We start from the raw sequence: 13,079 nt of genomic DNA on the forward strand, positions 1-13,079 counted from the left end.
CCGTAAGGCCATAAAAAAAGCGCTCGATTGAATCGAGCGCTTTTTTGTTTACCGCCGTGAAATCAGGACGCCTGATTGCGGCGCGCTTCCATCTGCTTCATCACCTCGTCGACGATCTGTTCCGGCGTGAGTTCGATGCTCACTTCGATCGCCTCGTCCGCGCCCGGCTCTTCGAGCGTGTCGAGCTGGCTTTGCAGCAGCGTCGGGTCGAAGAAGTGGCCGGTGCGCGAAGCAAGCCGCTCGTGCAGCACTTCGAACGAGCCCTTCAGATAGACGAAGCACACGTCATGATCGTTGCCGCGCAGGATGTCGCGATACGAGCGCTTGAGCGACGAGCAGGTGAACACGGCAGTTTCGTGGGCGCGCTGCTTCTCCTCGATCGCCGCGCGAATCGTGCGCAGCCACGGCCAGCGGTCGTCATCGGTGAGGGGAATGCCGTCGTGCATCTTCTTCTTGTTGGCTTCGCTGTGGAAGGCGTCGCCATCGGTGAAGGTGCACTTGAGGCGCTCGGCGAGCAATTCGCCGATGCGTGTCTTGCCTGCGCCCGACACGCCCATCGCGATCAGAATCATTTACTGCTCCTGTTTCTACAACACCGCCGCCAAGGCAAACGTGAGCCCAAGCCCCAGCAGCGAAATAATCGTCTCCAGCAACGACCAGGTCTTGAACGTCTGACCCACGGTCATGCCGAAATACTCCTTGATGAGCCAGAATCCGCCGTCGTTGACGTGCGAGAAGATCAGCGAGCCCGAACCCGTGGCGAGCACGAGCAGTTCCGGCTTCACGGTCATGGCGCTGGCCGATGCGATCGGCGCGACGATGCCGCAGGCCGTGGTCATGGCGACCGTGGCCGAGCCCGTTGCGAGACGGATCAGCGCGGCGACGAGCCAGCCGAGCAACAGCGGCGAGAGATGCTCATTCTGCGCCAGCTCGACGATCTGCTTGGATACGCCGCTGTCCATCAGCACGCGGCCAAAGCCGCCGCCCGCGCCCACGATCAGCGTGATGCCCGCGATCGGCGCGAGACAGTCGCCGCAGAACTTCTGGATCTGCTCGCGCGTGAAGCCGCGTTGCGCGCCGAAGGTCCAGAAGCTTACCAGCACGGCGATCAGCAGCGCGACGTCGGACGTGCCGATAAAGTGCAACAGATTGTTCGGCAACGTCTTGGGCGTGAACACGAGGTCCGCCCAGCTGCCGACCAGCATCAGGATCACCGGCAGCAGGATCGTGAAGAGCGTGATGCCGAAGCCCGGCAGTTCGCTATCGGGCTTGGGATCGGCCTTGCTCACGAACTGCTCGGAAAGCGGATTGCTTTCCGGCAGCTTGATGAAGCGATGAATGAAGAGCGCGAACAGCGGGCCAGCGATGATCGCCGTGGGCACACCCACGATCAGGCCGTAAGCGATGGTCTTGCCGATGTCGGCGTGATACGCCTGCACGGCGAGGAGCGCGGCGGGGTGCGGCGGAATCAGCCCGTGCACGACCGAAAGACCCGCTACCATCGGCAAGCCGATCAGCAGCAGCGACTTGCCAGTGCGCTTGGCGACGTTGAACGCGATCGGAATGAGCAGCACGAAGCCGACTTCGAAGAACACCGGCAAGCCGACGATGATCGCGACAACCATCATGGCCCAGTGAATGTTCTTCTCGCCGAACCAGCGGATGAGCGTCGTGGCAACGCGTTCGGCGCCGCCCGACTCCGCCATCATCTTGCCGAGCATGGTGCCGAGGCCCACCACGATGGCGATGTGGCCGAGCGTGTTGCCGTTGCCGGTTTCGAACGACTTGACGATCTGATCCATCGGCATGCCGACGGCAAGGCCGAGCAGCAGCGAAACGATGATCAGGACGAGAAACGGATAAACCTTGAAGCGCGTGATCAGCAGGATCAACGCGGCGATCGCGACGAGCGCGTAAATCAGCAGCATGCTGCCGTGGGCCACTCCCATGAGGCTCCTCTCCAGGTAGTTGTTCGAGTTCCTTTTGCCCTGTGCGGCGACGGGTGAGCGTAGCTGCGCCCACGCGGGACAAAAGTACCGGCCGTCGCCGGGCCGGGGATTGTAGAGCTTATAACGACTTTTGGTGCAGCGTCCTTGAAAGACACGCGAGCCGCGCAAAGCGCGCGCCTGAAAGGCGACGTTTGCGCGGCTCGTTGCCCGCCCGTCAGACTACCGGGGCGCGGCGTTCCAGTCATCGTTGCGCCGCAACATGCGGCGCGTGCGTCAGAGCATCACGCAGAGGCGCGCGGTTAGCGCACCGGGCGCGACAGCTCGCTCGCGGCGTGCGCGAGGCGCGTGACTTCGTCCCAGTTCTGCGCGGCGATGGCGGCCTTCGGCGTGAGCCACGAACCGCCCACGCACACCACGTTGGGCAGCGCGAGGAAGGTCGGCGCGGATTCGGCGCTGATACCGCCAGTCGGGCAGAACTTGAGGGTCGGGAACGGGCCATGGAAAGCCTGCAGCATGTTCAGGCCGCCGGCCGGAACCGCCGGGAAAAACTTGACGATCTCGTAGCCCAGTTCCATCGCGACGATGATGTCGGTCGGCGTCATCACGCCCGGCAGAAGCGGGAGGCCCGCGTCGAGCGAAGCCTGATGGATCTCGCGCGTGAGGCCCGGCGAAACGCCGAACTGCGCGCCAGCCTTCTTCGCGAGCGCGCAGTGCTCGGGCTTCGTGATCGTGCCCACGCCCACGACGATGTCCGGCGCGATTTTCGCGGCGCGCTCGATCGCTTCGAGACCGGCCTTCGTGCGCAGCGTGATTTCCAGCACCTTCACGCCGCCCGCGTGGAGCGCGCGGGACACGTGCTCGCCCTGCTCCGGCGTGTCGAATGCGAGCACCGGGATGACGGGACCCAGGCGGACGATGTCGGCGACTGCGTTATTTGCCATGTTCAGGCTCCTTGATGATGAATTCAGTTCGCGGCGTGGGCCGGCGCGGGGGTGGCCGCAGTGGCGGGTGCGGGCGCAGCCTGCTCGCCCACGAGCGGTCCGAACACCGTAGCGCCCAGTTCCGCCGGCGCGGCGGTGGCGCGGAACACACCGAACAGCTCGCGGCCAAAGCCCACTTCGTTGAGTTCCTGGTGCGCGGGCTGCGCGACTGGGCGCGCGTCCCACTCGGCGGCGTCGACTTCGACGTCGAGCACGCCTTCCACTGCGTCGATCACGATCGTATCGCCATCGCGCACCTTGCCGATCGGGCCGTGCAGCAGCGTTTCCGGCGAAACGTGGATCACCGCGGGCACCTTGCCCGACGCGCCCGACATGCGTCCGTCGGTCACGAGCGCCACGTGAAAGCCCTTGTCCTGCAGGACGCCGAGCAACGGCGTGAGGCGGTGCAGTTCCGGCATGCCGTTGGCGCGCGCGCCCTGGAAGCGCACGACAGCCACGAAATCGCGCTCGAGTTCGCCGCGGTCGAACGCTTCCTGCACCGCTTCCTGCGAATCGAACACGATAGCCGGCGCACGCACCTTGCGGCGCTCCGGTGCAACAGCGGAAACCTTGATGACGCCGCGGCCCAGACGCCCTTGCATCAGGCGCAAGCCGCCGTCCGGCTGGAACGGCGTCGGGAGCGGTCGCAGAACGGAGTCGTCAGCGCTCTTCTCGACGGCCGGGACCCACGTGAGCTTGCCATCGATGAGCTTCGGCTCCTCGGTGAAATGACGCAGGCCGCGGCCCGCAACGGTATTCACGTCTTCGTGCAGCAGGCCGCCATCGAGCAGTTCGCGCACGAGGAACGCCATGCCCCCCGCTGCGTGGAAATGGTTCACGTCGGCCTTCCCGTTCGGATACACGCGCGCGAGCAGCGGCACGGCGTCCGAAAGCACGTCGAAGTCGTTCCAGTCGATGATGATGCCCGCCGCACGCGCCATCGCCACGAGGTGCAGCGTGTGATTGGTCGAGCCGCCCGTCGCCATTAGCCCGACGATGCCGTTGATCACGGCCTTCTCGTCGACGATGTGGCCAATCGGCGTGTAGTTGCCGCGCTCGACGGTGAGTTCGAGCACGCGGCGCGCCGCAGCGGCGGTGAGTTCGTCGCGCAGCGGCGTATGCGGATGGATGAAGGCCGAACCGGGCAGATGCAGGCCCATGATCTCCATGAGCATCTGGTTGCTGTTGGCCGTGCCATAGAACGTGCAGGTGCCGTGACCGTGATAGGCGGCGGCCTCCGATTCGAGCAGCGCCGCGCGATCGCACTGGCCGGTGGCGAACTGCTGGCGCACCTTGGCCTTGTCGTCGTTCGTGATGCCGCTCGTCATCGGGCCGGCGGGCACGAAGATCGTGGGCAGGTGGCCGAACTGCAACGCGCCGATCAGAAGGCCCGGCACGATCTTGTCGCAGACGCCAAGGCACAGCGCTGCGTCGAACATGTTGTGCGTGAGCGCAACGGCCGTGCTCATCGCGATGACTTCACGCGAAAAGAGCGACAGTTCCATACCGGCGTTGCCTTGTGTCACGCCATCGCACATTGCCGGCACGCCGCCCGCGAACTGCGCGACGCCGCCGCCTTCTCGGGCGGCCTTCTTGATGATGTCGGGGAAATCCTTGTAGGGCGCGTGCGCCGAGAGCATCTCGTTATAGGCGGAGACGATGCCGATGTTCGGCTCGCGAATCGACTTGATCGAGATCTTGTCGCGGCCTTCGAGGCCGGCGAAACCGTGGGCGAGGTTCGCGCACGAGAGCGCGCCACGCGCCGGGAACATATCCTGAGCGGCCGCGATGCGCGCCACATAGGCCTCGCGGGTCGGCTTGCTGCGCTCGATCACGCGCTGCGTGACCTTCATCAACTGAGAATGCGGGGAAACCATCGAATCTCCTTCCTTCTTGTCTCGGCGGGGACGCTCGGGGCCAGGTCAGGTGCACCTGGAGCGCACCAAACAGCGATGGCGCGATGTTAGTAGAAAAACTACAAGCCGACAATCCCGGTAAGACCCTGGGAGCGCTGGGTTAAACGAACGCCTAGTCTTATTATTCATAAGCCTTTCGCGTTGATGCGCGCCCGATTGGGGAAGAAGCAAACGGCGATCCTGTAGTTTTTGTACATTACGTCCGATCCGCTATAGTCCACGGATCTTTCAGCATAGTGCGAGTTTCCTGATGCTGCTGTCCCAGGTGAAAGCCATGCGCGAGCAATTGCGCCCTTCAGAGCGCAAGCTCGCCGATTACGTGATCCAGGCGCCGCGCGAGGTGCTCGATCTCTCGATGACCGAGGTCGCCGAGCGCGCGGGCGTGAGCCAGCCGACCATCGCGCGGTTCTGCCATGCGCTAGGGTTCTCGGGTTTCCGGGAGTTCAAGATTCGGCTCGCGCAGGCCGTCGCCGCCGATCTGCCGACGGAGCACCCGGCCGTGTACCGCGACGTGAGCCCGGACGAACCCGTGCCGGGCGTCGCGGCCAAGGTGCTCGACCGCACCATCGGCGCGCTCTTGCAGGTGCGCAACAATCTCTCCACCGACTCGCTCGCCGCGGCGATCGGGCTGCTCGCGCATGCGGCGCGCATCGAGTTCTATGGCGCCGGCGGCTCGGGCATCGCCGCGCAGGACATGCAGCACAAGTTCTTTCGCCTCGGCATGCCGAGCGTCGCGTATTCGGATCCGCATACTTTCTTGATGTCGGCGGCGCTGCTCGGTCCCGGCGACGTCGTGGTGGCGATCTCGAACACGGGGCGCACGCGCGACATCGTCGACGCCGCTCGCACGGCGCTCGATCGCGGCGCGAAGGTGATCGCGATCACGCACGGCACCTCGCCGCTCGCTCGCCTCGCGAGCGTCGGGCTGCACGCGAATGTCGACGAAGACACCGACGTCTTTTCGCCGATGACTTCGCGCACTTCGCATCTTGCTATTGGCGACATACTCGCGGTAGGCGTGGCGCTCCAGCGCGGTCCCGAACTCGCGGAAAAGCTTGCCGACGCGAAGGACATCATCGCGCGGCGTCGCATGGATGCGAACGGTTAAACTCGCGGCGGGCCCCGGCACGCAGTCGGCGCAGCAACAAAAAAGCGGACTCCCAGGGGAGTCCGCTTTGCATTTCGGCTTGAAGACCCGAAGCGGCCATACTGCGCCGCCTTCGGATCAACCTCAAGCGTTTACCACTGATACGACATACCGCCACCGAAGGTCGCGCCGCCACCTGAGGCGTAACCGCCGCCCAGCTTCACCTTGATGTTCTGGGTAATGCGAGCCGTTGCGCCGAGCGCCGCCGCCTGGTAGCCCTTGAAGTTGGCCGTACCTACGCCAACCGCAATGGTCTTGCCCTGATCGACGTCCGGAATCATCGTCAGCGCCGTGGCCGCTGCAATACCGCCGTAAGCATTACGCGCCACGGAGTTCAAGCCGCTTTGTAGCGAATTCAAGCCGCTCTGCAACTGCCCCACGTTCACCGCGTCGGTCGGGTTGACGCCCGGTGCGACGTTGGTGATGCGGCGCTCGTTGCCCTGAGAGCCCACGGACACGGTGTTGTCCTCGTCCGCCACCGAGTTCGCACCCAGCGCGACCGAGTTGTTGCCCGTGGCCTTCGCCATGTCGCCCATCGCCGTCGAGTTCGCACCCGAAGCAATCGCCCCGCCGCCCGCCGCGATCGAGTTCGAACCCGTAGCCGAAGCCGCACCGTTCGTCGTGTTGGTGGACAGATACTCAGAACCGTTGACGTTGATGTTCTGGATCTGCTGATTCAGATTTTCGACCTGCACGTTCGTTGCATACAGCTGCGAGCCGTTGACTGCATCGAGGCTATCCGCGCTCAGCACGCCGTTCGCCACGTTGTGCAGCGCCACGGCCGAAGTTGCGCCAGAGCCGCCCAACGTTACCGAGTCATGCGCCGACGAGTCGTACTGAACCGCATTCGCCACCTGGCCCGCGATGGTGGTGTAGTTCGTCTCGATCGTACCGACTCGTGAGTCGAGGTTGGTAAGCGCGCCACCCACATTGTTGAAGGTGTCGCCTCCAATGTTGTATGTCGGAGCCGAGACCGTACCATCCGGGGACACCGTCGAGCCGCCGCCCAACGCGCTCGCGGTGCTGGAAGCCACACCGTAAAGCTGCTGGCCGTTCACCGCGTCGAGGCTCGAGGCGTGGACGGCACCGTTCGCCACGTTGTGCAGCACGACCGGCGCATGATCCATGCCGCCGCCGAGCGTCACCGAACTCATCGTCGAATCGTCGTACGCAACGAACCCGTTCATCACGTTGCCGGAGCCGTCGATCTTCGCGCCCATTGCTTCAAGCTGCGCGACGTTCACGGCATCGTTCGATGCCACGCCGTTCGCCACGTTGTGAAGTACAACCGGATCGTGGCCCGAACCGCCGAACGTGACCGAGTTCATCGACGTATCGTCGTAAGCAACGAACGCGTTGATGATGTTGCCCGATGCGTCGGTCTTCGCACCCAGTGCGTATAGCTGCGAGCCGTTTACCGCATCGACGCTCGAGACGCTCAGTGCGCCGTTTGCCACGTTGGTCAGCACAACTGGAGCGTGACCCGAGCCGCCCATCGTGACCTTGCTCATCGACGTATCGTCGTAGGCTACGAACGCATTCGTGATGTTGCCCGAAGCGTCGGTCTTCGCGCCCAAGGCGTACAGCTGCGAGCCGTTGACCGCGTCAACGCTCGATGCGTTCAGGCCGCCGTTCGCCACGTTCGTCAGCAAGACCGGGGCGTGATCTGCGCCGCCCAGCGTGACCGCGTTGTGCGCCGACGTGTCGTACAGCACCGAATCCACGTTGCCGCCTATCGCCGCAGCCATCACGGCATTCAGCGCGGAGCCCACGTCCGTGTACGTATTTGCTGTGCCCTGGAGCCTGAAGGCAGGCGTACTGATTGAGCCGTCGGGGTTGACCTGCGTATTGCCGCCCAGCGCCTTGGCCGTCGAACTGGCGAGGCCGTAAAGCTGCGTGCCGTTCACCGCGTCGAGGCTCGTTGTGCTCACGTCGCCCGCCGCCACGTTGTGCAGCGCGACCGGCGCATGATCCATGCTGCCGCCGAGCGTCACCGCGTTCATCGACGTGTCGTCGTAGGCCACGAACTTGTTCGTGATGTTGCCCGACGCGTCCGTCGTCGCGCCCAGCGCGTACAACTGCGAGCCGTTCACCGCATCGACGCTTGATGCGCTCAGCCCGCCGTTCGCCACGTTCGTCAATCTGACCGGATCGTGATCCGCGCCGCCCAGCGTCACCGAATTGTGCTCCGACGTGTCGTACACAACACCGTCAACATTGCCGCTACCTGCCGCAGCCATCACAGCATCAAGTGCTGTACCCACGTCGTGGTAGGTCCCTTCCCCGAGAAGGTAGGTCGGCGCGCCGATCGAACCGTCCGCGTTGACTTTCGTCTTGCCGCCTAGTGCATTCGCCGTAGAGCTGGCCAGACCGTAGAGCTGCGAACCGTTCACCGCGTCGAGGCTCGCCGTGCTCACCTCGCCGTTTGCAACGTTGTGCAGCGCGACCGGCGCATGATCCATGCTGCCGCCGAGCGTCACCGAGCTCATCGACGTATCGTCATAGGCCACGAACTTGTTCGTGATGTTGCCCGACGCGTCCGTCGTCGCGCCCAATGCGTACAACTGCGAGCCGTTCACCGCATCGACGCTCGATGCGCTCAGCGCGCCGTTGGCCACGTTCGTCAGCGCCACCGGCGTTGTCGTACCCGAACCACCCAGCGTCACCTCGGTGTGCGCCGACGAGTCGTACAGCACCGCGTCAGCAACCTTGCCCTTGATGTTCGTGATTTCGCCCGCGATGTTCGTCACGTCGCCGGCCAGGTTCGTCAAGTTCGTGTTCGTCGCGTTCAGTTGCTGGCCGTTCACCGCATCCAGGCTCGATGCGCTCAGCGTGCCGTTCGCCACGTTGGTGAGCTTGACCGGCGTATGGTCCGAGCCTCCGAACGTCACCGCGTTCATCGAGGTGTCGTCGTACGCCACGAACTTGTTCGTGATGTTGCCCGACGCGTCCGTCGTCGCACCCAGCGCGTACAGTTGCGAGCCGTTCACCGCATCGACGCTCGATGCGCTCAGTGCGCCGTTCGCCACATTCGTCAGCGCCACCGGCGTGGTCGCGCCCGCGCCACCTAGCGTCACCGTCGCATGCGTCGACGAGTCGTACATCACCGCGTCGGCCAGCATGCCATTGATATTCGTGATCTGACCGTTGATGGTCGTCACGTCTTCTCGTAGATTCGAGATCGAGGTCGTGTTGGCCGTGACTTGCGTGTTGGTCGCGAAAAGCTGCGAGCCGTTGACAGCGTCCGTGCTGCTGTCGGTAACCTGCCCCGCCGCCACGTTCGTGATCGTGCGCTCGGCACCCGCCGCGCCCACGCTCACCGTGCCCGTTGGGCTCGTACCCGCATAGTCGTATGTCGTGTCGCCGATCACGCCGCTTGCCGTACCGATCACCTCGCCCGTTGCCGAGCGGCTGCCCAGCGCTACCGAGTTATCCGTTTCCGCCTGTGCGCCAAAGCCCAGTGCCGTGGCGCTAGCGCCCGTTGCCGTTGCGCGCCCACCCACCGCAGTTGCACCAGCGTTGGTCGCGTAGGCATTGGTGCCCAGCGCCGTCGCATACCGGCCGGCCGTAGTGCTCGACGCCGTCGACGACGTACCAATCGCGAGATCGCCGTTATTCAGTGCCTGCGCACTGGCGCCAATGGCCTGTGCGTAGTTGCCAAGCGCCTCTGCACCCGCGCCAAGCGCCGCGGCGTTCAGCGCGGATGCCGTTGCCGCTGCCCCCATGGCGATCGCGCTTGAGCCCGATGCGGTCGAGCCGTCGCCCAGTGCGAGCGAGTTGCTGCCCGCAGCGTTTGCCATTGCACCGAGCGCGGCCGCGTCCAGCCCGGTCGCGTTCGCCATATTGCCGATCGCAACCGAGTTGTCGCCTGCAGCACTTGCAGCAGTGCCTTGAGCCAGCGCGCCGAGACCAGAAGCCATCGCGGCACGTCCCAGCGCAACCGCGCTGTCATTCGTACTCACCGCGCCAGTACCGAGTGCAACGCTGCTAAGACCCGATGCCGTTGCGAAGCTGCCCGTTGCGAAAGCGTTCTCGCCGAGAGCGGTGGTACCCCAGCCAATCGCCACCGAACCCTTCTCTGTAGTCGTCGCAGCTGCGCCGATTGCGACCGAAGTATCTCCACTTGCCAACGCCCAGGAACCCAACGCGAGAGATGTGTTACCCGTCGAGAGAGCGCTGGGACCCAATGCCATGGCACTGGCGTTCGTCGCCGTAGCGCTATTGCCCAGCGCAATTGAACCGTACGCCGTCGCGGCAGCCTGCCCACCGAACACCACGGCAGCGTCTGCGGAGGCCGTCGACTCTGGGCCGATCGCGACCGAGTTATTGCCTGTGACGAGTGTCATCGTACCGATTGCCATTCCCGACTGCGCAGCTACCGTGGAGCCGTTGCCGACCGCGATGGCATTCTGACCTGTCACGACTGTCTTGTAGGTGTAGCTCTGCCCATCGAAGGTATCGGTATACGAATTGCCGAGCGCGATGGCGCCCACGCCACTCTGGGAGCCTGAAATATCGGTTTTGGTACCTGTCGTAACAACCGTGCCGGCACCTAATGCCATCGCGTTGGCGGGAGCGGCGGTCGCGCCTGCTCCTTGTGCCATTGAGTTGTACCCTGAAGCCACAGCCCCCGCACCGACCGCGATGGCGTTCTCCGCCGTCGCCGCCGCCCCAGAACCCACTGCGATGCTGTTCTCCGCCGTGGCCGACGAATCGGGACCGGACGAGGTGGTGTGGAAATAAGTGGTGCCAGCCATGTCATCAAGTTGGCTGCCGAGGGCGGCCACGCTTTTCAGATTGCTACCGAGTGGCGCGGGTTGACTCGCGCCAAGCCCGGTGCCGGTGCTAGAGGACATAGCGCCGACCGAACCCGGGAGAAGGACGGAGTCGCTCTGGGTTGCTCCACCAGGCGTTGCCGCAGCGACATAGCCCTCGAGGCTGGACCCACCTCCGCCCAAAGCGGCGCTCGTAGTCGTCGACGACGTCGTGCAGTTGCTATCGCCCCCAGCGCCCGAATTGCTCACAACCGATCCCTGCTTCACACAAGAATCGGCCCAGGCAGAACTGGACAACAAGATGCCGCCAACACCCGCACCGAGCGCGGCCAATCGGATTAGTTCGCCGCCCTTCGAACCGTTCTTTGCGCGCCCGCAGGCGTTTTCCTGAACCGCAACCCACGTCCCCGTGGACTCATTCCAGATTGATCGATATGTCTTGTTCACGCTCTGCCCCGGTTAATGAAGGAATACCGCCCGTGCGAGATGCACGCATAGCCGGACGCCCGCCGCACGAACAAGCGCATTGCAATCCGGCGGCGATTTCCCTCAGAAATGAAAATCAAGTAGTCGGTTGAGACCAACGATTTGCCTTACACGCAATGGCTTATTAATTCAGTCGCAGATAATGCCTACAGAATTAAATCACCACGATGCGATGTCATTCGCGACTTTAGGGGCTCAGATACACGAGGGACATAAGAGAACTCCGAAAGCACTTTATTATCGTTAACGCGATAAAAATGCCGTCATCCATGCAGTCACTCTGAAATTTGAGCAGTCGCCGACTATTCTTATTTTCTTGTCGAATGCATGAGAATCCGAATTCTCGGCATCCTATTGAAGATAGCGGATGGCGTTACACGGGAAATGACATTACTTTCTACTACTTTCCATATCCTATTTACCTACACCCTAGATCATTAATTCCCTCAAAAATCCTTCGCAAAATCTGAGAAACCATTCTTCGAGAAAAAACGAAACTCTGCGACCGAAATCCGCCCATTTCCCACGAATCTTGAATCAAACAAAATCGTCCGTTTGCTGAGCGCTAGATTCGACGGCATGCCTCGGGCCGGTTGCGTCGCAGCAACACTCGGCGTCGGCCGATTTGAGATTTGTCCTATGTCGCGCGATCTGTCAGACGCATAGACTTTGCATATCGGGAAACACTGACTTCCGGCCTCATCTCTCGCGAAGCGATCCAGGCGCCGCACAGACTTCGCGCGCCTTGCGCCAACGCCGTGCTCACGCCAGCTACGCATCTGCATGCCTGTGTCGTTTCCCCACTTCGCGAGCCACGCGGCCTCGCGTCACACTCAAGGAAACGTCATGAAACGCATGTTGATTCTCGCAGCCGCGAGTATCCTGGCGGCGACCGCCTACGCTTCGGTCACGCCGGCCGCTGAGCCCGTCATATCAGAAAAGCTGCAGATCGAACTGCTCGAACACCAGTGGACGCAAGCCGCCTCGGCCGGCGATCGTCCGGTGCTCGACGATCTGCTCGACGACAAGTTCATCGAGATATTTCCCGGCAATATCAAGCGCAGCAAACATGACTTGCTGGCGGCGCCCGCGCTGCCGCCCGGTGGCTCACAGGTACTGCAGGACGTGCGCATTCAGGTGCTCGACAATGTCGCCGTAGCTACCGGCATCAATCGATACACGCCTGCCGCGGGCTACAAGACGATCGAGTACCGCTTCACGGACGTATTCGTGAAGCGCGATGACGGATGGCATGTTGCAGCGGCCCGCATGCGCGCCAAGGAAACGGGCAGCATTTGAACAACGAGTTGCGTGGGACCGCGGTCAGCGCGAAGGCGCAAACTGCGGGTCGACAAGCTGCCGGGCAAGCCGAAATTCCAGAGAAGGATTTGGGAGAGTGGTATCAGAAGGGCTTGATGACTGCCAGCGCCACCGCGGCCAGCATGCCGAGCACCGGCAGTTCGTTGAACATGCGATACCACTTGTCGGAGCGCTTATTCTCACCGCGCTCGAAGGCCTTCAGCAGGCGTCCGCAGTAAGCGTGATAGCCGATGAGCAGCACGACCACACCCACTTTCGCGTGAATCCACCCCTGCCCGCGCCCAATGCCCACGACGAGCCACAGCCACAGCCCACAGAGCAGCGCAGGCACGGCAATCATCGTCATGAAGCGATAGAGCTTGCGCGCCATGATGAGCAACCGCTTGATGGCCGCGGGCTCGGTTTCCATCGCGAGATTCACGAAGATGCGCGGCAAGTAGAACAGGCCCGCGAACCACGAGGCGATCAGTACGATGTGAAACGTCTTGACCCAGAGCATCGACATT

8 protein-coding genes are annotated in these 13,079 nt (G+C 63.2%); 2 read left to right on the forward strand and 6 right to left on the reverse strand.

Going from position 1 to position 13,079, the window contains the following annotated elements; genetic code table 11:
* Positions 1–62 precede the first annotated feature (62 nt).
* The 4 genes from VSR72_RS11005 to edd form a co-directional block, all read right to left on the reverse strand.
* A complete protein-coding gene (locus VSR72_RS11005; protein ID WP_342952390.1) occupies positions 63–572 on the reverse strand; it encodes a gluconokinase in 510 nt (169 codons plus the stop codon).
* 15 nt (positions 573–587) lie between these two features.
* A complete protein-coding gene (locus VSR72_RS11010; RefSeq protein ID WP_342952391.1) occupies positions 588–1,949 on the reverse strand; it encodes a GntP family permease in 1,362 nt (453 codons plus the stop codon).
* Positions 1,950–2,248: 299 nt separating this feature from the next.
* Complete coding sequence (gene eda / locus VSR72_RS11015) at positions 2,249–2,890, reverse strand: bifunctional 4-hydroxy-2-oxoglutarate aldolase/2-dehydro-3-deoxy-phosphogluconate aldolase (RefSeq protein WP_342952392.1); 642 nt, start codon at positions 2,888–2,890, stop codon at positions 2,249–2,251.
* A gap of 23 nt (positions 2,891–2,913) precedes the next feature.
* Entirely contained in the window at positions 2,914–4,806 is a 1,893-nt protein-coding gene (gene edd, locus VSR72_RS11020) for a phosphogluconate dehydratase (protein WP_342952393.1), read from the reverse strand.
* Positions 4,807–5,095: 289 nt separating this feature from the next.
* On the opposite strand from edd, the gene VSR72_RS11025 reads away from it, so the two are divergent.
* Complete coding sequence (locus VSR72_RS11025) at positions 5,096–5,953, forward strand: MurR/RpiR family transcriptional regulator (RefSeq protein ID WP_342952394.1); 858 nt, start codon at positions 5,096–5,098, stop codon at positions 5,951–5,953.
* Positions 5,954–6,084: 131 nt separating this feature from the next.
* On the opposite strand, the gene VSR72_RS11030 is transcribed toward VSR72_RS11025, so the two are convergent.
* On the reverse strand, positions 6,085–10,848 hold the full coding sequence (locus VSR72_RS11030; protein ID WP_342952395.1) for a YadA-like family protein: 4,764 nt from the start codon (positions 10,846–10,848) through the stop codon (positions 6,085–6,087).
* A 1,251-nt stretch (positions 10,849–12,099) separates the two neighbouring features.
* Here VSR72_RS11030 and VSR72_RS11035 point away from each other — a divergent pair.
* The gene (locus VSR72_RS11035) at positions 12,100–12,552 is read left to right on the forward strand and encodes a nuclear transport factor 2 family protein (protein WP_342952396.1); all 453 of its coding nucleotides are present in this window, start codon (positions 12,100–12,102) and stop codon (positions 12,550–12,552) included.
* 103 nt (positions 12,553–12,655) lie between these two features.
* Here the strand turns inward: VSR72_RS11035 and VSR72_RS11040 are convergent, their stop codons facing one another.
* Positions 12,656–13,078, reverse strand: coding sequence for a CopD family protein (locus VSR72_RS11040; protein WP_342952397.1), 423 nt, complete (start codon positions 13,076–13,078; stop codon positions 12,656–12,658).
* Between the last annotated feature and the right edge of the window lies 1 nt (position 13,079).

Origin of the sequence: Paraburkholderia sp. JHI869 (genome assembly GCF_038900775.1) — a bacterium.
In the GTDB taxonomy this organism is placed as follows: Bacteria; Pseudomonadota; Gammaproteobacteria; order Burkholderiales; family Burkholderiaceae; genus Paraburkholderia.

What these genes read in the sequence shown, in the direction of transcription:
- VSR72_RS11005 (WP_342952390.1), bottom strand. Translation starts at nt 572, where the DNA reads ATGATTCTGATCGCGATGGGCGTGTCGGGCGCAGGCAAGACACGCATC.
- VSR72_RS11010 (WP_342952391.1), bottom strand. Translation starts at nt 1,949, where the DNA reads ATGGGAGTGGCCCACGGCAGCATGCTGCTGATTTACGCGCTCGTCGCG.
- eda (WP_342952392.1), bottom strand. Translation starts at nt 2,890, where the DNA reads ATGGCAAATAACGCAGTCGCCGACATCGTCCGCCTGGGTCCCGTCATC.
- edd (WP_342952393.1), bottom strand. Translation starts at nt 4,806, where the DNA reads ATGGTTTCCCCGCATTCTCAGTTGATGAAGGTCACGCAGCGCGTGATC.
- VSR72_RS11025 (WP_342952394.1), top strand. Translation starts at nt 5,096, where the DNA reads ATGCTGCTGTCCCAGGTGAAAGCCATGCGCGAGCAATTGCGCCCTTCA.
- VSR72_RS11030 (WP_342952395.1), bottom strand. Translation starts at nt 10,848, where the DNA reads ATGTCCTCTAGCACCGGCACCGGGCTTGGCGCGAGTCAACCCGCGCCA.
- VSR72_RS11035 (WP_342952396.1), top strand. Translation starts at nt 12,100, where the DNA reads ATGAAACGCATGTTGATTCTCGCAGCCGCGAGTATCCTGGCGGCGACC.
- VSR72_RS11040 (WP_342952397.1), bottom strand. Translation starts at nt 13,078, where the DNA reads ATGTCGATGCTCTGGGTCAAGACGTTTCACATCGTACTGATCGCCTCG.